At 60.8% G+C, this 20,936-nt stretch carries 17 protein-coding genes and 1 tRNA gene; 10 read left to right on the top strand and 8 right to left on the bottom strand.

All coding sequences use genetic code 11. From position 1 onward, the window contains the following. Positions 1-58 precede the first annotated feature (58 nt). Positions 59-1,063 carry an NAD(P)H-dependent flavin oxidoreductase gene (locus AC0V6X_RS06495; RefSeq protein ID WP_486183773.1) on the top strand — a complete coding sequence of 335 codons (1,005 nt, stop codon included), beginning with the start codon at positions 59-61 and terminating at the stop codon, positions 1,061-1,063. A gap of 5 nt (positions 1,064-1,068) precedes the next feature. On the opposite strand, the gene AC0V6X_RS06500 is transcribed toward AC0V6X_RS06495, so the two are convergent. The 3 genes from AC0V6X_RS06500 to AC0V6X_RS06510 form a co-directional block, all read right to left on the bottom strand. Further along, on the bottom strand, positions 1,069-1,599 hold the full coding sequence (locus tag AC0V6X_RS06500; protein WP_486185524.1) for an AHH domain-containing protein: 531 nt from the start codon (positions 1,597-1,599) through the stop codon (positions 1,069-1,071). Between the two features lie 37 nt (positions 1,600-1,636). Next, positions 1,637-2,341: a hypothetical protein gene (locus tag AC0V6X_RS06505; protein ID WP_486183774.1), complete on the bottom strand. Its 705-nt coding sequence runs from the start codon at positions 2,339-2,341 to the stop codon at positions 1,637-1,639. A 258-nt stretch (positions 2,342-2,599) separates the two neighbouring features. After that, positions 2,600-3,082, bottom strand: coding sequence for a flavodoxin family protein (locus AC0V6X_RS06510; protein ID WP_486185525.1), 483 nt, complete (start codon positions 3,080-3,082; stop codon positions 2,600-2,602). Positions 3,083-3,202: 120 nt separating this feature from the next. On the opposite strand from AC0V6X_RS06510, the gene recJ reads away from it, so the two are divergent. From recJ to phoB, 8 genes are all read left to right on the top strand, one after another. Next, positions 3,203-4,990, top strand: coding sequence for a single-stranded-DNA-specific exonuclease RecJ (gene recJ / locus AC0V6X_RS06515; RefSeq protein ID WP_486183775.1), 1,788 nt, complete (start codon positions 3,203-3,205; stop codon positions 4,988-4,990). Between the two features lie 105 nt (positions 4,991-5,095). Next, a tRNA-Glu gene (locus tag AC0V6X_RS06520) sits at positions 5,096-5,170 on the top strand. Positions 5,171-5,257: 87 nt separating this feature from the next. Then, entirely contained in the window at positions 5,258-6,535 is a 1,278-nt protein-coding gene (locus AC0V6X_RS06525; protein ID WP_486183776.1) for an ATP-binding protein, read from the top strand. Between the two features lie 123 nt (positions 6,536-6,658). Next, complete coding sequence (gene pstC / locus AC0V6X_RS06530) at positions 6,659-8,044, top strand: phosphate ABC transporter permease subunit PstC (protein ID WP_486183777.1); 1,386 nt, start codon at positions 6,659-6,661, stop codon at positions 8,042-8,044. Continuing rightward, the gene (pstA, locus tag AC0V6X_RS06535) at positions 8,037-9,326 is read left to right on the top strand and encodes a phosphate ABC transporter permease PstA (RefSeq protein ID WP_486183778.1); all 1,290 of its coding nucleotides are present in this window, start codon (positions 8,037-8,039) and stop codon (positions 9,324-9,326) included. Before pstC ends, pstA begins: the two co-directional genes overlap by 8 nt. 41 nt (positions 9,327-9,367) lie before the next feature. After that, positions 9,368-10,114, top strand: coding sequence for a phosphate ABC transporter ATP-binding protein PstB (pstB, locus tag AC0V6X_RS06540; RefSeq protein WP_486185526.1), 747 nt, complete (start codon positions 9,368-9,370; stop codon positions 10,112-10,114). 266 nt (positions 10,115-10,380) lie between these two features. After that, positions 10,381-11,049, top strand: coding sequence for a phosphate signaling complex protein PhoU (gene phoU, locus AC0V6X_RS06545; RefSeq protein ID WP_486183779.1), 669 nt, complete (start codon positions 10,381-10,383; stop codon positions 11,047-11,049). Between the two features lie 139 nt (positions 11,050-11,188). Next, positions 11,189-11,878: a phosphate regulon transcriptional regulator PhoB gene (gene phoB, locus AC0V6X_RS06550; protein WP_486183780.1), complete on the top strand. Its 690-nt coding sequence runs from the start codon at positions 11,189-11,191 to the stop codon at positions 11,876-11,878. Positions 11,879-11,890: 12 nt separating this feature from the next. On the opposite strand, the gene AC0V6X_RS06555 is transcribed toward phoB, so the two are convergent. After that, positions 11,891-15,580: an error-prone DNA polymerase gene (locus AC0V6X_RS06555; protein ID WP_486183781.1), complete on the bottom strand. Its 3,690-nt coding sequence runs from the start codon at positions 15,578-15,580 to the stop codon at positions 11,891-11,893. 265 nt (positions 15,581-15,845) lie between these two features. Between AC0V6X_RS06555 and AC0V6X_RS06560 the strand changes: the two genes are divergently transcribed. Continuing rightward, positions 15,846-16,409 carry a phosphoribosyl-AMP cyclohydrolase gene (locus AC0V6X_RS06560; protein ID WP_486183782.1) on the top strand — a complete coding sequence of 188 codons (564 nt, stop codon included), beginning with the start codon at positions 15,846-15,848 and terminating at the stop codon, positions 16,407-16,409. Positions 16,410-16,499: 90 nt separating this feature from the next. On the opposite strand, the gene AC0V6X_RS06565 is transcribed toward AC0V6X_RS06560, so the two are convergent. From AC0V6X_RS06565 to AC0V6X_RS06580, 4 genes are all read right to left on the bottom strand, one after another. Beyond that, entirely contained in the window at positions 16,500-16,850 is a 351-nt protein-coding gene (locus AC0V6X_RS06565; RefSeq protein ID WP_486183783.1) for a PilZ domain-containing protein, read from the bottom strand. A gap of 63 nt (positions 16,851-16,913) precedes the next feature. Continuing rightward, a complete protein-coding gene (locus AC0V6X_RS06570) occupies positions 16,914-18,518 on the bottom strand; it encodes a Y-family DNA polymerase (RefSeq protein WP_486183784.1) in 1,605 nt (534 codons plus the stop codon). Next, complete coding sequence (locus AC0V6X_RS06575; protein ID WP_486183785.1) at positions 18,460-19,248, bottom strand: ImuA family protein; 789 nt, start codon at positions 19,246-19,248, stop codon at positions 18,460-18,462. Before AC0V6X_RS06575 ends, AC0V6X_RS06570 begins: the two co-directional genes overlap by 59 nt. Positions 19,249-19,444: 196 nt before the next feature. Further along, entirely contained in the window at positions 19,445-20,908 is a 1,464-nt protein-coding gene (locus tag AC0V6X_RS06580; protein WP_486183786.1) for a sodium-dependent transporter, read from the bottom strand. Between the last annotated feature and the right edge of the window lie 28 nt (positions 20,909-20,936).

A 20,936-nucleotide genomic window follows, 5' to 3' on the forward strand; every position in this document is an offset into this window, starting at 1 on the left:
TGCATAGTTGCAATGTGCAACGTAACCCGCGCCAAAGATTTTCCAGGAGAGACCATCCATGCCCCTTCCCGCCCCGTTCGACCGCCTTCGCCTAGCACTGATCGGCTCTCCGCTGTTCATTGTGTCTGGCCCTGAATTGGTGATCGCGCAGTGCAAGGCCGGGATTGTGGGAAGCTTTCCAGCGCTCAATGCGCGGCCGCAAAGCTTGCTCGACGAATGGCTCCATCAGATCACTGAGGAACTCGCCAAGCACAATCGCGAGAACCCAGATCGCCCTGCCGCGCCTTTCGCCGTGAACCAGATCGTCCACAGGTCGAATGACCGTGTGATGGCCGACATGGCAACTTGCGAGAAGTGGCAGGTGCCGATGGTTATCACTTCTTTGGGTGCGAGAACGGAGATCTTCGACGCGGTGCGCAATTGGGGCGGGATCACGATGCATGATGTGATCAACAACCGCTTTGCAAAAAAGGCGATCGAGAAAGGCGCTGATGGCCTGATCCCGGTCGCAGCGGGCGCTGGTGGGCACGCCGGGACGCAATCGCCGTTTGCCTTGATGCAGGAAATTCGTGAGTGGTTCGACGGCCTCGTCGCGCTGTCAGGCTCGATTGCCAATGGCCGCTCTGTTCTGGCTGCACAGGCTATGGGCGCAGACTTTGGCTATGCCGGAAGCGCCTTCATCGCGACCGAGGAAGCCAATGCAGACGCCGCTTACAAGCAAGGCATTGTCGATGGCTCAGCCGAAGGTATCGTCTACTCGAACCTCTTCACCGGTGTACATGGCAACTATCTGCGTTCTTCGATTGAGAATGCGGGGCTAGACCCAGATAATCTGCCGGAAAGCGACCCTTCGAAGATGAATTTCGGCTCTGGCGGCAACACCAAGGCGAAAGCTTGGAAGGACATTTGGGGTTCGGGCCAAGGCGTCGGCGCAGTCAAGTCGGTTGGCACGGTCGAGGATATGGTGGCGCGCATGGAGCGTGAATATCACGCAGGCCTCGCTGATTTGGACCAAGCTACGCAATACACTCCTTGGGCCGCGTTGGCAGAGGCCGCGGAGTAACCGCGTCACGTTGTTTCCCATAGCAGCTCCGCCATTGCATCCAGCTCGGTGAAGTCATAGCCCTCGCCCAGCGGGTCTTTGCTGTTCAAGATCAGCCGCTTGCGCTGGTCAAGCAGTCGCAAACGCAACGCGCTCTGGAGCAAAGTCAGCCGCTGGAGCGCTTCGACAAGTGCGCGTTCCGTGTCCTTACCATGAGCCGCTGACCAGCTTTCCTCGATCCGACCGACGCGTTCAATGACCAGTTCATTATAGCGGCGATGCGGGCCGCGATGCAGCGGCATCCCGGTGCGATGGGTGGCCTCATCCGTGGCAGGCAAGAGCAGTCCATTGGTGCGGAAATCATCATAGTGAACCCGGTCGCGCCCAATTGCGTCAAACATTTTGGCGAAATACTTTGCGCCTAGCAGCTGTTTGGGAAGCAGATGGTGGCGCTGCATACCGGGATCATGTTCGGGCGTGCCCGCCCGGTTGACCGAACTGAAGGGAATTCGCTTTCGATTGGGGGATACCAGGCCGTTCTTACGCCCAGTAGGAATGTGTCTACGCTTGGGTCCCCTAAGCGTCATTGAGCATCTATTCGCGCGACACTCTTATGAAACGCCCATTGCGCGACGGGCGCATCATTAATCGGCTTCCGTCGGGGGCGATAACACGTTCTGATTTATCAATGCCTCCGACCAATAAGAGCTGATTGACGAGCCTCACGCCCATGCGGGTCGCCTGCACCTTATCAGAGGAGAGCGGCGGTTCGATAAGCAATTCTTGCCCAAGCCAGAACTCCAGCCCGACGCTTTGCAGCGCGCCACCGGTAGCCTCTTCAAATGCGGTCAGGCCAAGAGCGGGAAAAGGTCCACCATCCAACCATGCAGTGACGGTCGATTCAAAGAACCGTTGGCCAATTGCGCTCTTGGAAGGAGGCCAGATAATTGCTTCGAGAAACTCAAAATTGTGCATCAGGTCTCGGGCAAGAGCAATCAGCCCCTTTGCGACAGGCATGGTCCGCTCACCGCCGACCAAATGTTGACCGGGCGAGAGGCGAAGCGCTTCATACCGCGACGCATCAGGCAAATGATCAAGGTCGAAGCGGTGCTGAATCGGCGGCATTGGCATCGCTTCGCCAGGCGCAAGACCGACCAGATCGAAAGCCAATCCTGACCTTAGCAATTCCAGCCAATTGTGCTTCTCACTGCCAGAGGCAGGCTCAGCATCAAGTGGGGTCGCCCCTTCATCTGCCGTCGCCATCTGCGCCATCGGTTCTGTCGAAGGGTCATGGCTCAACGAAACCGCGGTTTGTGAGGCTATGAAGGCTTTGACAGCAGAAGAATCAGGCCGTTTGCCATGCGCAAACAGCAAATAGATCCCATTGGGCGCAGGATCGGCTCGATCGGCGATCGTTTGAGAGTCCTTCTCTTCCCGTCAGTCCAACTCTTAAACCAGTGCTGAAAAGCTTAGCGCAAGCAGCAGCTTGGAGCTATCCCCAAGCAATTATGCGCTGCGAAAAAATTCTTTCGCAGGGATCAGCCAGGGCGCTCCCAGTCAAAACACCCCAAGCTCGATTCCTTCACAAAGCGCAGAACCGATTTTCTCGCACTTGCGTAAGTCCTTATCGGATGGCGCTTTCTTCGCGAGAATCGCCTCAGGTGTCTGCGCGGCAAAGTTTACGATCATCGGCTCTGCAACGCGTTTGAGCCGCCATCCTGTAACGATCCTGTCCAGCTGCCTCTGCGCGCCTTCCCCATCAGAGCCTGCAGCAATTATCGTTGCATAGGGGCGTCCCTCAAGCCGCCCAAGGACAGGGTAGTAGTTCGAGTCGAACATCTCTTTCATCTCGCCGCTGAGCGATGCGAGGTTCTCGGGGCAGACAAACAGATAGCCTGCCGCATCGAACAGATGATCAGGCGTTACATCCCTAGCCCGAACAAGCCGCGCCGCGGCGTGCTGAGCGGCCGCGTGCGCCATGGCCTCGCTTGCGCCGGTGCGGCTGTGCCAAATCACCAGCAATGTCCGCTCGCAGGTCATGGGCACGTGTAGTGATCAAGCCGCCCCACACTGTCAATTCACCTCAAAACGAAGGAACGCCTGTCGATAGGCGTTGTCGCAAGCCTGTCACCGCCTTGGCTAATCGGCTAAACGGTCGCCATGGCAACACAATCGCTCTCCCATGTTCTTGGCGTCTCGCAATCCCTCGGTGGCCGCGCTTGGGGCTGGCGGGGCGGTAACATGGAGCTGGGGAGCGACACGCAGGGTCTGGACAACGACATCCTTACCCAGCTCATGCTGACCCGCGGCGTGGCGCCAGAGGAAGTGGCCAAACACGCAAAGCCGACCATGCGCGATTTTCTGCCCGATCCATCAGAGTTCCGCGACATGGACCGCGCGGCTGAACGCATTGTCAGCGCGATACTCGGCAATGAACAGATCACGATCTATGGCGACTATGACGTCGACGGCGCCACCAGCGCCGCGTTGCTGGTCGAACTGCTCCGCGCACTGGGAGTGGAGGCAGGCTACTATATCCCCGACCGTCTGCTCGAAGGCTATGGTCCTACCGGAGAAGCCCTCGTCCAGCTCGCCAAAGACGGCTCGAGCCTGATCGTCACCGTTGATTGCGGCGCAATGGCGCATGAGGCGCTGTCTATGGCGCGTGATGCTGGCGTCGACGTGATCGTAGTCGACCACCACAAATGCTCACCCGACTTGCCACCGACGGCCGCTCTGGTGAACCCCAACCGCTTGGATGAGAGCGATCTTGCGGCGAGCCACGGGCACTTGGCAGCCGTGGGCGTTGCGTTCCTGCTCGCCATCGCGATCGTGCGAACTTTGCGCGCACAGGACTATTTCAAGGACCGCGCCGAACCCGATCTGATGGGCCTGCTTGACCTCGTCGCACTAGGAACGGTTGCTGATGTCGCGGCTCTGCACGGGCTCAATCGCGCCTTTGTGTCGCAGGGGTTGAAAGTGCTCGCCCGGCGCGAGCGGATCGGCATGGCGGCACTGATGGATGCGAGCCGACTGAAACGCGCACCGATTGCTTCGGATCTGGGCTTTGCGCTTGGGCCACGTATCAATGCGGGAGGGCGGATCGGAGAATCCACCCTTGGCGTGCGCTTGCTCACCACTCAGGACCCCGACGAAGCGCGCGATATTGCTGAAAAGCTGTCCGCCCTCAATGAAGAGCGCCGCGCTATCGAGGCTGCCGTGCAGGAAGCGGCAGAGGCCCAGTTAGAGGGGCAGCACAATATGGCGGTCCAAGTCCTTTCCGGCAGCGGGTGGCATCCCGGCGTGATCGGGATCGTGGCCGGACGGATCAAGGAAAAGACCGGCAAGCCCTCTATCGTGATCGCCCTTGATGAAAGCGCTGGAGAGGGCAAAGGCTCAGGCCGGTCGATCAGCGGGGTTGATCTGGGCGCTGCCATCATCGCTGCGAGAGAGGCGGACTTGCTGGTGGCCGGAGGAGGTCATGCAATGGCAGCGGGCCTAACCATCGCCGAGGGCAAGCTGTCCGCCTTCACGGAATTTCTCGATGAGCGGCTTTCGCGCGATGTCGAGCGAGCGCGGACCTCGCAAGTAATGCAGCTCGATCTCAGCCTGGCGCCCGGCGGGCTGACCCCTGAGCTTGTCGAAACGCTTGAAGCGGCAGGTCCCTATGGCGTCGGCTGGCCTGCTCCCAGAGTGGCGGTGGGGCCTGTCCGGATCGTCAAAGCCGATATTGTGGGCAAAGACCATCTGCGGATCATCGCGAGCGGAAATGACGGACGTTCCTTCAAGGGAATTGCTTTCCGCGCCGCTGAGACAGAGATGGCGCAGACCTTGCTCCACCGATCAAAGGGACGCCTGTTCCACTTGGCTGGCCGCGTCAAAATCGACGATTGGGGCCCACGACCGGCGGCCGAACTCCACTTAGAAGACGCCGCTTTTGCCGATTGATCGCGCTGCATTGTTGTCGGCCCCAGCAATTTTTCGATTTTCTCCCCTCACAGGGCTTGACCCATGTCCAACACCCCCCTAGATGCGCGCTCTCGCAACGAGCGTGGCCCGTTCGTCTAGCGGTTAGGACGCGGCCCTTTCACGGCTGAAACACGGGTTCGATTCCCGTACGGGTCACCACCTCCCCTCCCCACAGCTCGGGGCGAATTTCTCCTCCGTTCAATCTGGACTTTCGCGACAACGCTTGTCGCGTTAGAGCGGCGCATCATGGGTTCTAAGCAGACCTTCCCAATTGCCGGCATGCTGCTGGCCCTGGTGACATTTGTCGCCATGCTGATTCTTGGCGTGGACCCTGGGATTGCGTTTGCCGTGGCGATTGTGTGGGTCGGATCACTCCTGCTTGCCACAAGTCGGCCGCCAGATCAGCCTCCTATGGTGATCGAGGCACCGATCAGCCAAAAGTCGATGCGCAAGCTGGTAGAGAATTCTTCGACGCCCATTTTGGTGACGGAGAAGAACACTATCGCCATCGCCAATCGTGCCGCTCGCAAGATGCTGGGGCAGCATATTATCGGGCAGGATGCTCGCGTTACCTTCCGCCAGCCTGAAGCAATATCGCTGCTGAGCGAGGACAAGAGTGGCAAGGCCATCGTCCGTGGTCTCGTTCGCAGGCAGGACATCTGGCAGATCAACCGCCAGTCGGTCGACGATGATCGCGCTGTGATTGAGCTCATCAATCAGACCGCAGAGGCTGACATCAGCCGCGCCCATACGGATTTCGTCGCCAATGCCAGCCATGAATTGCGCACACCGCTTGCTGCGATTCTGGGCTATGTCGAAACTCTGCGCGAAAGCGGTGACAGCCTCGATTCCCCTACATCACAGAGATTCCTCGGCACGATTGAACGCGAAGGCCAGCGTCTTCAGCGCCTGATCTCCGACCTTATGAGCCTGTCTCGGGTTGAGGCAGAGAAACACGATGTCCCGCAAGAACGCCTTGAGCTCAAAGCGCTTGTGCGGCGCGCGGCTCTCGATGCGGCGGGGTCGGAGCGCGCTGGGCGTGTGATTCTCCAGCTGGAAGAGTCGCTGTCTGTGTTGGGGGATGAGCAGCAGCTGGAGCAAGTGGTCCGCAACCTCGTCGATAACGCGCTGAAATACGGGGCAACCGAAGGCGAAGTGACAGTGCGGCTCGACCGGTCGCCAGACAATATGGCCCGTATCGCTGTCAGTGACCATGGCGATGGAATTGCGCCGGAACAGATCCCCCATCTCACCCGCCGCTTCTATCGCACCGATCCGGGCCGCAGCCGTGCCTCGGGTGGCACCGGACTTGGTCTCGCTATCGTCAAGCACATCGTTGAGCGTCACCGCGGGCGGCTCAATATCGATAGTGAGCTGGGCAAAGGCACGCGCGTTGTCATGCGTCTGCCCATTGCGAAAGAGAAAACTCCCAAACCAACAAAGCCCTCCGATGGCCCCAGCGACCTTTATAGCGCTGGGGACAAAGCGGGAGACGACAGGGCGGAAACTCCACTTTTGTCTTAGTGCTGTCTTATTTCGGCGACATGCGCGTCTGATTGGGGCGTTTGCGCGCGGATTCGCATGAACCGGGGCGCTTTTCACTCTCGCCGCACCGCTCGAAGCTAGGAAGGGATACAGGTCTAGTCGATGTCGCCGATCACTCTCATCTTGATGGCTATCGGATTGGGTTTGGCTGGCTGGCTGGTTGGCCGTGCCAAGGCATGGAGCTTCCAGAAGGTTGATCCATCGGTGCGCCCGGCTGCGCGCCCTGCCTACCATGCCTGGTATGTCGCGCTGTGGATTATCATTCCGGTTCTGGCCTTTGTCGTTGCATGGTCGTTCATCGCGCCAGCTTTGGTCACACAGAGTGTCCTCGCATCGCCCGGTGCAGCTGGCCTTCCGAGTTTCGGATTTGAGCGTGAGGCGTGGCTGGCAGAGGCTCGCGCTGTGGCGACCGGCAACGCGCCCGGCGTCTTCAATGAAGGTGCAGAGGCCCTGGTCGACCCTTTTCGTGAGGCGATCGGCCGCTACAACCTGATTGGCTATGCGCTGACTATCATCATTGCCTTTGGCGGTGGCGGTTTTGCCTTCACCCGTCTGCGCCCCGATTTCCGCGCACGCACGCGCGTTGAGCGCACGGTGATGACGATCCTGTTGCTCGCCTCGCTCGTCGCAATCCTGACGACCTTTGGCATCGTCGCCAGCCTTGTTTTCGAGACTATGCGCTTTTTTACGATGGTCTCTCCGGTCGATTTCCTGTTCGGCACATTCTGGGGCCCGGACACGATGAGCAATCCGGAGAACCCGGATGCAAGCCGCTATGGCGCCGTCCCGCTATTCTGGGGAACGATCTTTGTCGGCGCGATCATCGCGATGATTGTCGCCATTCCGATTGGCTTGATGAGCGCGATCTACCTAACCCAATATGCGGCCCCTCGCCTGCGCGCTTGGGTAAAGCCGGCGTTGGAGATCCTCGCCGGTGTTCCGACCGTGGTCTATGGCTATTTCGCCGCGCTCACCATTGCGCCAGCGATCCGTGATGCGGCGGTGGCGCTGGGCATGGGTGGCGCTTCGACGGAGAGCGCGCTTGCCGCTGGCGTTGTGATGGGCGTCATGATCATTCCCTTTGTCTCGTCCATGGCCGACGACGCGATGGCCGCAGTGCCCGGAGCGATGCGTGACGGCAGCCTTGCGATGGGCGCGACGCAGTCCGAGACGATCAAACGCGTACTCTTCCCCGCTGCCCTGCCCGGCATCGTGGCTGGGATCATGCTCGCCATCAGCCGTGCTATTGGTGAGACGATGATCGTGGTGATGGCCGCTTCGCTCGCCGCAAATCTCACCGCCAATCCGTTTGAGCCAATCTCGACCGTGACGGTGCAGATCGTGAAACTTCTGACCGGCGAGCAAACCGCCGATCACCCCGCCACGCTTAGCGCCTATGCGCTGGGCTTTGTCCTTTTCGTCGTCACGCTGGTGCTGAACATTATCGCCCTGCGCGTCGTCAAACGCTTCCGGGAGGCTTATGAGTAATTCAGCTGCCACGATGGCTGGCGCGGATACCGAAACGCGCATCATTGCCCCAACCCGGACCGAGGCTTTCGCCAAACGGCTCGAGAAGCGCTACCGCTCCGAACGGATCTTCCGCGGGCTTGGCCTTGGCGCGATTGTCTTCTCGATTGCCGTGCTCGTTTTTCTCCTCAGCAGTATGCTGATGGACGGGATTGGCGGCTTTCAGCGGGCTGAGTTGGAAGTGGAGATCAACTTTGCCGAAAGCGGCCTGGTTGGTGATGAAACCTCGCTAACCGCGCCCAGTGCGATGCAGATCCTCGAAATCCAAGGACTGCCAGAGGTAGTCACACGAGCCGGAGAGGAGTCGCTCGGAGCCGAAGGCGCAGCTGAGATCAGCCGCGATGCGTGGCGCGACGTCGCTGACGCCTTGCGCGCCGATCCCTCGTTGATTGAGCGCACTGAGACCTTCTACCTCGCTGCGTCATCCGACCTTGCGTCAGGCCTTGCCGGAGAAGGGTCAGACGAATTGCGAGCGTTGGCTCAGTCACTGGCGGCTGAGGGCAAGCTGGCTGAGAATTGGGATTTGGGCTTCCTCACCCGGGCAGATGCAACCAGCCCACAGCAAGTGGGCATCTGGGGCGCTCTCAAAGGCTCGATCCTTGTGATGATCGTGACCTTTGTCCTGGCCTTCCCGATTGGTGTTCTGGCGGCGCTTTACCTTGAGGAATATGCGCCCAAGAACCGCTGGACTGACTTGATCGAGGTGTCGATCAACAACCTCGCGGCGGTGCCTTCTATCATCTTTGGTCTTTTGGGTCTGGCGGTCTTCCTGACGATCTTCCCGAACCTGCGATCAGCCCCGTTGATCGGCGGTATGACGCTCGCCTTGATGACCATGCCCGTCATCGTGATCTCAGGCCGCAACGCGGTGAAGGCGGTTCCACCCTCAATCCGCGATGGTGCGCTGGCTGTGGGAGCCTCGCCCGTTCAGGTCGTCTTCCACCACGTCCTCCCCCTCGCCCTGCCCGGTATGCTGACCGGCACCATCATTGGCATGGCCCGCGCATTGGGAGAGACCGCACCGCTGCTGCTGATCGGGATGCGCGCCTTTGTCGCAACGCCGCCGGATGGTTTCACTTCGCCAGCAACCGTTCTGCCGATGCAGATTTTCCTGTGGTCCGACGAGGTGGACCGCGGCTTTATCGAGCGCACCAGCGCCACCATTATCGTGCTATTGCTGTTCCTCCTCGCGATGAACGGCCTCGCCATTTATCTGCGCAACAAATTCGAGAAGACCTGGTGACTTTCATTCACGACAAAATCCAAGACGATGGCTCCGCGAAGATGAAAGCTCGCGATGTGTCGGTCTATTACGGTGACAAGATGGCCATCGACAAAGTGTCGATCGACATCTCGCCCGAATATGTGACGGCTTTCATCGGTCCGTCGGGTTGCGGCAAGTCGACCTTCCTACGCTGCTTTAACCGCATGAACGACACGATCCCCGTCGCCCGCGTTGACGGCTTGATTGAGCTGGAGGGCGAAGACATCCACTCCGACGCGATGGACGTGGTGCAGCTGCGCGCCCGGGTCGGGATGGTGTTCCAGAAACCGAACCCCTTTCCCAAAACGATCTACGAGAACATCGCCTATGGCCCGCGCATTCACGGCCTAGGGGAGAAGAAAGCGGACCTCGACGTGATTGTCGAACGCTCCCTGACCCGCGCTGGTTTGTGGGACGAGGTGAAAGACCGGCTCGAGGATTCAGGCACAGCCCTCTCAGGCGGTCAGCAACAGCGCCTCTGCATCGCGCGCGCCATCGCGGTCGATCCCGAAGTCATCCTGATGGACGAGCCAGCATCGGCGCTCGACCCCATCGCCACAGCCAAGATCGAAGAATTAATCGACGAATTGTCCGGCCGCTATGCTATCGTGATCGTGACACACTCGATGCAACAGGCCGCGCGTGTTTCGCAGCGCACGGCATTTTTCCACCTTGGCAAGATGGTCGAGTATGGTCCGACGTCGGACATCTTCACCAATCCGCATGAAGAGCGGACCAAGGACTACATCACAGGACGTTACGGTTAGGTCACAGCCCCGTAGCTAGGGCCTTCGAGGTTTGAGGTAGAATGGCCCAGCACAAGGAAGAAAAGCACAGGAATATGTCAATATTTCAAGATTTTCAGACGCAGGGATGGGCCATTCTGGCCAAATCCCGCAGGGACGCCCAAATAGCTTCCATCTCAGGCCGAACGCCGCTTGCAATGGCGAGCAGCCGTCGCGGCGCGGCATTCGTCCAGATCTGTTCGCCATTTGAGCGCCTCGAAGGCCCTAGCTACGGGGCTGTGACCTAAATGGCAGACCATACAGTCAAGGCATTTGATGAGGACATCACCCGGCTTCGCGGCTTGATTGCGGAGATGGGCGGTCTTGCCGAGGTTGCGATCCAGGAATCGCTCGACGCCATGGTGCGCGGGGATGAGGAACTGGGCGACCGCGTCGTCGCACGCGACAAGAAGATCGATGCGCTGGAGACCGAGGTCGACAAGCTCGCCGTTCGCATCATTGCTCTGCGGGCGCCGATGGCGGACGACTTGCGCGAAGTGATCGCGGCGCTGAAAATCGCCGGCGTGGTTGAGCGGATTGGCGACTATTCCAAGAACATCGCCAAGCGTGTGCACATGATCGAAGGCCGCGACCGGTTCGAACCGCTCACATTGCTGCCCGCAATGGGCGAAGTTGCGGGTGAGATGGTCCACGATGTCCTCACCGCCTATGCCGCACGCGACCCCAGCCTTGCACGCGAAGTGATCGCGACCGACGCCAAGGTTGATGCTTTCTATAACAGCATTTTCCGCAATCTTGTGAGCCACATGGTCGAGAACCCTGCGACCATTTCTAGCGCTGCCCAACTGCTGTTTGTCGCTCGCAACCTGGAACGGATCGGCGACCACGCGACCAATGTGGCCGAGATGGTGCACTTTGCGGCGACCGGTTCATACCCGCCTGAGGAAGACCACTAGGGCCGGTTAGCTGTAGGAAGCGCCGGACCTTGTGGAAAACTAGGGCGACGCGATTTCATCAAATTGTAGCCAAAGTGAAACAAGCACTGCGCGTCAGCCCCATGCATGTTATGTGGGGGCACGTTAGGAGACATTGGTTATGTCCGCTGCCAAGCTCTTGCTCGTTGAAGACGATCCGGCCCTGTCGGAACTGCTCGAATATCGCTTCCAGAACGAAGGCTATGACGTGCGCTGCACCGGCGATGGCGATGAAGCCATGGTACTGGCAAGTGAGGACGTGCCCGACCTCATCATCCTCGACTGGATGATCGAAGGCACCAGCGGCATCGAGGTTTGCCGCCGCCTGCGCCGTGACAAGGAAACCGCCCACGTCCCGATCATCATGCTGACCGCGCGTGAGGCGGAGGATGACCGGGTGCGCGGGCTGGAAACCGGCGCGGACGATTATCTGACGAAGCCGTTCTCCCCGCGTGAGCTGCTCGCCCGCGTGGCCGCTGTGATGCGCCGCATCCGTCCTGCTCTTGCGGGTGAGACGATCGAGGTGGGCGACATCAAGCTCGACCCCGTGGCGCACAAGGTCCAGCGGCGTGGACGCTCGCTCCAACTCGGCCCGACCGAGTATCGCTTGCTCAAATTCTTCATGGAGAGCCCGGGGCGTGTATTCAGCCGTGGCCAGCTGCTCGACGGAGTATGGGGCACGGGCTCGGATATCGAGCTGCGCACTGTAGACGTCCACATCCGGCGTCTGCGCAAAGCGATTGGGCTGGAGGGTGCGAAGGATCCGATCCGCACAGTGCGCTCTGCCGGTTACGCTCTGGAGCCTTCGTAATAACCCCTCCCATTAGTGAAAATCGCGCGACTTCGGGATGATCCGGTGGTTGCGCGGATGGCCTTTTACATTCGGCAGCTGGTCGATCAGATCGCGCGGACGGATTGTCTTCTCGCGTCTCTGCTGGCTGGTGAGGCTCGACAGGTTGCGCGGCCTGACAACCTCTTTTGAGCCTGGTCCTTTCAATTGGGGCGGTTTGCGTCCCACCAGAGGCGTCGTCACATGATCCGCCCTCGCCACAGGCGCGTTCAGCATATCATCTGACAGGGCATAGAGCTGATCGGTCGCATCGGTCATATGATGCGCGATGACGTGGATCACCTCGTCATCATATTCAACGCGCCCCCGAACCTCCATCAACCGCGCGCCCATAACGACGCGGCGCTGCTTTTCTTTAAGGTCAGGCCACACGACGAGGTTCACGACCCCCGTCTCGTCCTCCAGCGTGATAAAGCACACGCCCTTCGCGCTGCCCGGCCGCTGACGGATCAGGACGACCCCTGCGACCTTGACCATACTCCGGAACTTGCGGTCCCTCAGATCACAAGCCCGCACAAAGCCTCTCTCGGCAAGAGAGGGGCGCAGGAACGCCATCGGATGCGCCTTCAGGCTGAGGCGTGTGGTCTGATAGTCAGCGACGACTTCCTCAGACAGAGGCATTTGCGGGAGCCGCGTGGCGCTCTTCTCTGCCCCCTCATCCCGTTCCGCTGCGGCGCGGAACAGCGGCAGGTCGGGCGCAGCGATCAGGCTCCTCGCGTCCCACAGGGCTTGGCGCCGCGAGAGACCCATCGAGGTGAAGGCATCCGCGCTCGCAAGCCGCTCTATGTGAGCAGGCGAGAGCCCTGCCCGCTCGCGCAGCTCAGCGATGTCGGCGAAGGGCCCGCCCTCCTCCCGCGCGGCGACCAACTGGGCCGCGATGTGTTCGGGCAGGCCGTCGATTTGGCGGAGCCCCAAGCGCATGGCGATGTGGGTGTCGAAACGGCCTTTCTTCGGGGGCTCGCTATCGCTCGCGCCAGGCCACCCGCTCCCTCCACCCTTCCACCCGGATGCTACTCCGGAGTTATGATCCGGGTGGAAGGGTGGAGGGAGCGGGTGGCCCGGCCCCAAGGAACAGCCGGATGGCTGTTCCTCACGCAACTCAAGCGTGCAATCCCACTGCGAGCAGTTCACATCCGCTGGCAGCACCTCGACCCCGTGCTCGCGCGCATCCCTCACAATCTGCGCGGGCGCATAAAAGCCCATGGGCTGGGAGTTCAGCAGCGCCGCCGCGAACGCCGCCGGGAAGTGGCATTTGAGCCAGCTTGAGACATAGACCAGATGCGCGAAGCTCGCCGCGTGGCTTTCGGGAAAGCCATATTCGCCAAAGCCGCGGATCTGGTTGAAGCAGCGATGCGCAAAGTCGGGGTCGTAGCCGCGCGCCACCATCCGCCCGACCATCATGTCCTGCAGTTCATCCACCATACCGCGCGACCGAAACGTCGCCATCGCCTTACGCAGCCGGTTCGCCTCCACGCTAGAGAACCCCGCCGCATCCAGCGCGATCTTCATCGCCTGCTCCTGAAAGATCGGAACGCCCAAGGTGCGCTCTAGAATGCTAGAGAGTTCATCCGGGGGACCGTGCTCGGGAGAAGGCGCAGGAATTTGCACCGGCTCCGCCCCCCGCCGCCGCTTCAGATAAGGGTGCACCATATCGCCCTGGATCGGGCCGGGCCGCACAATCGCGACCTGAATGACGAGGTCGTAAAACTCACGCGGGCGCAGGCGCGGGAGCATGTTCATCTGCGCGCGACTTTCGACCTGAAAAACGCCGAGCGAATCCCCCTTGCGCAGCATCGCATAGGTCTCCGGATCTTCGCGCGGGACGGTGGCGAGATTAAGCGCGCGTCCGTGATGCGCCTCCAGCAGGTCAAGGCACTTCTTGATGCAGGTGAGCATGCCGAGCGCCAGCACATCGACCTTCAGGATACCGAGCGCCTCGATGTCGTCCTTATCCCATTCGATAAAACTGCGATCCGGCATCGCGCCATTGCCGATCGGCACCGTCTCGCTCAAGGCGCCTTCGGTCAGGATAAAGCCGCCGACATGCTGCGAGAGGTGGCGCGGCATGCCGATCATCTGCTCGGTCAGGGTGAGGACGCGCTTTAGATGCGGGTCGGTCACGTCCATGCCGGTTTCGGCCGCGTGCTTCTCGCTAATCTCGCGCCCCCACGATCCCCAGACCGTCCGCGCGAGGCTGCTGGTGACGTCCTCCGACAGGCCCATCGCCTTGCCCACCTCGCGGATCGCCATGCGCGGGCGGTAGTGGATGACGGTTGCGGTCAGGCCGGCGCGGTGGCGGCCATATTTCGCGTAGATATACTGGATCACCTCCTCGCGCCGCTCATGCTCGAAATCGACGTCGATATCGGGCGGTTCCTTGCGCTCTTCAGAGATAAAGCGGTCGAACAGCAGCTGGTGTTTCGCGGGATCGACACTGGTGATTTCGAGGCAATAACACACCGCAGAGTTCGCAGCAGAGCCCCGCCCCTGACACAGAATTGGCGGCTCAACCGAGCGGGCAAAGTCGACGATATCCTTGATGGTGAGGAAATAGCGCGCCAGATCGAGCTTCGCGATCAGCGCAAGCTCGCGCTCCAAAGTCGCCCGCACACTGTCGGGCACGCCGGAGGGATAGCGCCTGTCCGCGCCCGCCCAAGTCTCACTCTCCAGATATTCCTGCGGGGACTTACCGTCCGGGTATATCTCCTCGGGATATTCGTAACGCAGTTCGTCGAGGCTGAAGTCGCAGGCATCCGCCACGTCGCGCGCGGCTTCGATTGCGTGGGGCCAGCGGGTAAACAGGCGGATCATTTCCTCAGGCGATTTGAGGTGACGCTCCGCATTGGCGTGAAGCAGATGCCCGGCCTGTGCCACCGTCGTCTTGTTGGCAATCGCGGTCATCACGTCCTGCAAGGGGCGGCGATGGGGCGCATGATAGTGCACGTCGTTTGTGGCGAGCAGCGTCAGGCCGTGCGCCCGCGCCAGAGCATCAAGCCAGTCGATCCGCGCGATATCATCGCCGCGATAAAGGTAGCTTGCGGCGAGGTGGCTGAGAGAGGGGAGTTGCTGGGTGAGATGTGGGAGGATCTCGGCGAAGGGCGCGGTGATCGCGACCGGCTCTGCCTCCTCATCCGGCGTGTGAAGCGCGACGACATTGCTGACGACCCGCAGAGTGAACTCCGCCTCCAGATCATCAGGCGGGAGGAGGATCAGTTGCACGCCCTCGGAATGTTCCGCGAGCATAGCAAGATCAATCTCGCAAACGCCTTTCTCCTGCCACTCCCCCTCCAGTGTCTGCATCCGGCCTGCGCTGATCAGGCGGGTCAGGCGGCCATAGGCGGCGCGGCTCCGGGGGTAGGCTAGGAAGACGAGCCCCTCGACCGTCTCGATCCGGGTGCCGATCACCGGGCGCAGTTTGAGCGTCTTTGCCTCGCTATGGATGCGCACAACGCCGGCAAAGGAGTTCGCATCGGCAATCCCAATCGCGTCGTAGCCCAGCTCGCGCGCGGTTGTGACCAGATCAACCGCATCGGAGGCGCCGCGCAGGAAACTGAAACAACTCACCAGTCCCAGCTCCACAAAAGGGCTGCGCGGCGGTGGCTCAATCAGGTCGGGATCGACCTCCACCGTCCGCTTCTCAGGGGTAAGCGCGGCTTCAGGCATATCGAGGCTCAGCCTGGCAAAGTGGAGAGTAGACGAACATATGTTCTTTATATGTTCCAGCAATCAATCCAGCAAATGCAAACTACGCAAGCCTAGGCTCATCACGTAACACCGCGCAATTGCTCTCTGCACGCATTCACCGGATACGCCACCCAGCCTATGCGGCGCAGCCTAAGCTCGGCGGGGAATGTTGCACGCTGCCTTTTCCCGTATTGCGACACCGAGTTTTGTACGGATCACAAATCAATCCTCCAAGGAGATTATAATGAAGAAGATTGCATCAGTTCTCGCGCTTGGCGCCGGTTCACTGGCGCTGGTGGCTTGCGGCGGCGACGAAACCGCAAGCGCTGCAACGGCCGACCCCATCACCGCCGCTGAAGTCGAAGCCGCTCAGCAAGCTTGGGGCGAAGGCATTGTCGCCATCGGCGCGACCTTCACCGAAGAAGGCGACTACAGTGCACGCGCAGCTGAGCACATCGCCACGCACTATGCTTACGGCGAAGACACCACCATCCTGTTCAAGCCAACTCTGGCTGCAGAAGACCAGTTCCGTGAGACCACCGAAGAAGCTCTGAGCTACTTTGTCGGCACCGAAGGCACCGAAGATGGTGGTTTCGCAATCGCTCCGTACACGGCAGTTCGCTGGGAGAATAACGGCACTGTGATCGCTGACAGCGGCGACATGGCAGTTGCGATGGGCAACTACTTCTTCACCGGCAGCGACGGGAACGAGACGAAGGTTGAATACTCCTTCGCTTACGAAAAGGACGAAGATGGCGAGCTGAAGATCGTTCTTCACCACAGCTCGCTGCCGTTCAGCGCAAACTAAATTGACCTGATTTCAGGTTTGGGAGAGGGGGCTGGAGCGCTGGGCGTTCCGGCCCTTTCTTTTGCAGACCGGAGAAGCGAGCAAAAGGCGTCAGACGCGGCGGCTGCCTTTGTCTGCCTCGCCCTTCCAAATATCGGGCGTTTCCATTTTGCTCAGATGGTCGAGCACGGCTTCGTGCATCTTTCCTTCGAAAGAGACACCGGCATAGCGGCCTTCAACCCAGGCGACACGGCCAACCGGTGCGTGCACATTGGCGACCTTCATGGTCACGCGGTCGCCCACACTAGCAAAACCTTGCGATCCCCTGATTTTGCAGCCGCCTTCGGAAATGTCGATCATGTCGACGTAAACGGCGCGCGATTCCACGCGGCTCTTCACCATCAGGCGAAGAGGCCGGCGAGGTGCGTCACGCGACGTTGAGAAAGTTTGATGCAGTCCCATGCGGACTTCATCGCATATAATGGTAAACAAGAGTTAAGCGTGTTGCCGACTTTTTTCAGGCTTTTACGCCAGCAGGCCTTGCAAATACCAGTCGGGGACGCCGCCTCTGCCATCGTCCATGTGGCCGTGACGATAGATCCAATATCGCGCCCCGGCAGCATCCTCGATCCGATAATAATCGCGCAATCGCACCGTTGATCGCGCCCGCCACCATTCAGGAGCAATCCGCTCTGGCCCTTCAACCCGCACAACCTCATGAACACGGCCACGCCAGCGAAAGCGCTGCGGATAGCCATCAGGAGAGGCATAGAGCACAGAAATTCGCTCTGCTTTATCGAGAATTTTCAGTGGCCTTTGCGCAGGTCTTGCCAAATCCGTTGCGCCGCAATCGTTCGCCAAGGGGGGGCGCCACATCTGCGCGCGCTCTGGCAGGTGACTGGGATAAGGGACAGGGCGGCGCACCGCCCCAGGGCCAAGCCGGACACTCAAACGGTCGATGCAAGCGGCGAGCGAGGTTCCACTGCGCTCTGCAATGGCTTCAACATCGCCTTGGCTTGCTGCAAGCGGCTCCGCCCAGCTGGCGCGCAGACGGAGGGTCTCAATCCCAAAGCCTGCATCAATGCCTTCGAGTTTTTCAGCAAACAGCCGGGTGATATGCGCAGGATCACGCGTGGCGCTCGCCAGTTCGAGGGTCCGTACGAGAACCTCGCCATCGACCCGCCACAAGCCCAGCTCCAAGCGCCGCGCTCCCTCCCCGCTGCCTTCAAGCGAGCGGGCCATGTCCTCGGCGAGGTCTTCCAGCACCTGGTCGAGCAGCGAGCGGTGGCGTAAGGGCTCCATCAGGCGGCGCTGCACCAACGGCATTTTGGGCGGGACAATCGGGAGGAGCGGCTCCGGCACCCGCCCCAGCAACTGATCGAGACGGATGAGCGGGCTGGCGCTTGGTGATTTGCGGCCCCTGAAGCGGCGCTGGAGGGCATCGCGCCCAATATGCTCAGACTGGCCGGCATGTTCGGCGCGGGTCACGCTGCCGCTGGCGATATCGGCCAAGTCTCCCAGACGCTTGAGCCCAAGCCGCCGCAGCACGGTCAGCACATCATCGTCGAGCCGTAGGGCCGCCACAGGGAGTTCTGCCAAAGCACAGGCCGGGTTGTCGCGGGCGCCCAGAATCGACCCCGCTGCGCCATAGTGAGCAAGCGCCCACGCCGCTCCTGCCGTCGGGGCGATCCCGGCACGCACAGTGATCCCTCGCTTCGCAAAGGCTGCCTCCACATCGGAGAGCAGACGCCCCTCCCCGCCAAACAGATGCGCCGCAGCAGTGATGTCGACCAGCACGCCATCGGGCGGGTCGAGTGCACTCCACGGCCCCCAGCGCTGCGCCCAGACGGCCAGTTTCTCAAGGAAGGCGAGATCGCCCGCCGGATCAGCCGGAGCAGTTTGGATCTGCGGGCACAGGGTTCGCGCATCGGCCAACATCATGCCCGTGCGCGCGCCCGCTTCATGCCCTGCGCGGTTGACGGCGTGAATGCGCGGGCCGTGGGCGGTTTCGGTGATCAGGACCGTGGGCTCTGCGTCCGCGCCCTCCCCCTCGGCTACACGCTTGCCAGCATCACCCTCTAGCGACAGCCGCCAGCGATCGACCGACAGTCGGGCGCACCAGATCGCCAATATCCTGCGTGTTGGCCGGTTTTGGAGTGCGTTCCGAGAGCTTGCGGGCGAGCTTTCCTTTGTCATTCTCCAGAGTCCATTTTCCGGGGGCATAGCGCGCGGCGCGGAACAGCTCGGCCTGCCATGCAGGAGTGCCTGGAGCTTGGGCATTCCAGCGTGGCGGCGAGGATGGCGCAGGCTCCACCTCCCACCGCATCCTGGCCGAGGAGAGGTCGCGCTGCGCCTCTATCCGCACCAGCCACAAGGCGATGCCATGCTTCTCCGCCGCAAGGCTGAGCCGGCGCGACGCAGTGAAATCGAGCGCGCGCGGATTACCCGCAATCTCCCCGATCACGCAGGAGAAATCGCGACATTTGAGTCCTTCCTCAAGCGCGAATAGAGCATCTTCAGGCCGCTGCGCCTCGACATGGATGATCCGGTCTTGAAGGTCAGGCGGCAGGCCGTGAAGATAGGGACGCCCGGTGAGCTGCACCGCGCGGGCATCCTGCACCCACAGAACCTGTCGGCGATCCTCCACCTGCGCCAATGGGTCATCTTTGCCCGACGCTCTCACCCCCAACGCATCCTGGGCAAGCGCATCCTGAGCAAGTGCAAGCGCAAACCCTGCCCCGCTAGCGTCCTGCGCGCTCGCAAAAATCTCACTATGGAGGGGCTGATCAGCAAGGCCCGGCTGCCAGCGCCCTTCGCGCGCCTTGCACAAAGCGGCAATATCCTTGCCAGACAGGCGCATGGCAGCGCTCCCCCTCTTAGAAGGAGAGGGAGGACTACAGTCGCGCAAGTTCTGCGCGTTGGAGGGCGAGTTTGATCGGGTCATAGGAATACCAAAACGGCCGACGCGACTCACGTCGACCACTTGTTCCTATTATGTTCCATACATGAAGAGCGATTGCAATACGGCAATCGCCCCCAACCCAATCAGCGGGAAATCACCCCGCGCCCAGCGCCTTGAACACGCCAGCCGCTGTCTCAGGGAACAGCCCGCCCAGCACGATCACGGCAAGGAAGGTCGGGCACACAAAGCGGATCAGGACCAGCCACAGCATCGCAACGCCGCTCGACAGCCCATGCTCGCTATCCACAAGCTGCCGCTTCGCAAACCAGCCGAGGAACACACAGGTCAGGATCGCGCTGATGGGCGCGAGCAATTTACTGTAAGTCGTGTCGAGCACGTCAAACAAATCCAGCCCAACCACTTGTCCCGCATCATCCACCTTGGTGTAGAACGGGATCTCGCTAAGCAGTGGCACCGGCTGACCCAGGAACCACGCCGCCAGAGCGCCCAGCACAAAGGCACAGCCCGCCACCAGAGCCGCCGCACCCACACGCGGCATATTGAGCGCGTCCTTGATCCACGCGGTTGGCACTTCGAGCAGCGCAATCGAACTGGTCAGCGCGGCAAAGAACACCATGATGAAGAAGAACAGGCCAATAAAAGTCCCGCCCGGAATGTTCTGGAAGGCGAGCGGCAGGCTCTGGAACATCAGGCCCGGCCCTGCGCCTGCGCCCAGTCCGGCGCTGAAGACAATCGGGAAGATGCACAGGCCCGCAATCAGCGCGACCGCGGTATCCGCCCCGCCAATGATCCCGCTGGTGCTGCCCAGCTTCACATCGCGCCCGACATAGGCGCCGTAAGTGATCATTCCAGCCACACCCAGCGAGAGTGAGAAGAACGCCTGCCCCAGCGCTGCAATCATCACCTGCGGCGTCAGCTTGCTCGCATCAAATGTGAAGAGGTAAGCAACCGCCTCCCCAAACCCATCAGTGAACGCGCCATAGATCGTGATCGCCAGAAACAACGCGAAGAAGGCCGGCATCAGCCATGTCGCCACCCACTCAATCCCGCGCGACACACCGCGTGCAACAAAGAAGAAGGTGATCGCAAAGAAGCCCGCATGCAGCGCAACCATGAGCCCATTGTTGCCCAGCAGCTCGCCAAAGCGCCCCTGCACCACCTCAGCCTCTTGCCCTGCAAAGGAGGTTCCGCCGAAAATGTCTCCGACGAACATGCCGATGTAATACAGAACCCAGCCGCCCACGATGCAGTAGAAGCTGACGACCATGAACGCGCCGAGCACGCCAAACTTTGCAAAGATGTCCCAATGGGGGGAGAGATTGCTCTCCTTCGCCATCTTGCGCACGCTTTCGGGCGCATTGGCTTGGCCGTGGCGTCCGATAATGATCTCAGACAGCAGCACCGGCAGGCCCATCACCACGACGCACAGAATGTAGAACAGCACGAAGGCGCCGCCGCCATTGGCCCCAGCCTCTGCCGGGAACCGCCACATATTGCCAAGGCCCACGGCTGAGCCGATCGCTGCGAGAATAAATGCACTGCGCGAAGACCACCCATCTCTTAGGCCATCCCGTTGGCCCGAAGCTGCTGCTACCATTTTCTGAAAGTACCCTTATCTCGCGCCA

The organism is Erythrobacter sp. S267 (genome assembly GCF_057365045.1).

Bases quoted from the DNA above. Each gene is read 5' to 3' on its own strand.
- AC0V6X_RS06495 (WP_486183773.1), top strand. From the start codon at position 59: ATGCCCCTTCCCGCCCCGTTCGACCGCCTTCGCCTAGCACTGATCGGC.
- AC0V6X_RS06510 (WP_486185525.1), bottom strand. From the start codon at position 3,082: ATGACCTGCGAGCGGACATTGCTGGTGATTTGGCACAGCCGCACCGGC.
- recJ (WP_486183775.1), top strand. From the start codon at position 3,203: ATGGCAACACAATCGCTCTCCCATGTTCTTGGCGTCTCGCAATCCCTC.
- AC0V6X_RS06525 (WP_486183776.1), top strand. From the start codon at position 5,258: ATGGGTTCTAAGCAGACCTTCCCAATTGCCGGCATGCTGCTGGCCCTG.
- pstC (WP_486183777.1), top strand. From the start codon at position 6,659: ATGTCGCCGATCACTCTCATCTTGATGGCTATCGGATTGGGTTTGGCT.
- pstA (WP_486183778.1), top strand. From the start codon at position 8,037: ATGAGTAATTCAGCTGCCACGATGGCTGGCGCGGATACCGAAACGCGC.
- pstB (WP_486185526.1), top strand. From the start codon at position 9,368: ATGAAAGCTCGCGATGTGTCGGTCTATTACGGTGACAAGATGGCCATC.
- phoU (WP_486183779.1), top strand. From the start codon at position 10,381: ATGGCAGACCATACAGTCAAGGCATTTGATGAGGACATCACCCGGCTT.
- phoB (WP_486183780.1), top strand. From the start codon at position 11,189: ATGTCCGCTGCCAAGCTCTTGCTCGTTGAAGACGATCCGGCCCTGTCG.
- AC0V6X_RS06555 (WP_486183781.1), bottom strand. From the start codon at position 15,580: ATGCCTGAAGCCGCGCTTACCCCTGAGAAGCGGACGGTGGAGGTCGAT.
- AC0V6X_RS06560 (WP_486183782.1), top strand. From the start codon at position 15,846: ATGAAGAAGATTGCATCAGTTCTCGCGCTTGGCGCCGGTTCACTGGCG.
- AC0V6X_RS06565 (WP_486183783.1), bottom strand. From the start codon at position 16,850: ATGGGACTGCATCAAACTTTCTCAACGTCGCGTGACGCACCTCGCCGG.
- AC0V6X_RS06575 (WP_486183785.1), bottom strand. From the start codon at position 19,248: ATGCGCCTGTCTGGCAAGGATATTGCCGCTTTGTGCAAGGCGCGCGAA.
- AC0V6X_RS06580 (WP_486183786.1), bottom strand. From the start codon at position 20,908: ATGGTAGCAGCAGCTTCGGGCCAACGGGATGGCCTAAGAGATGGGTGG.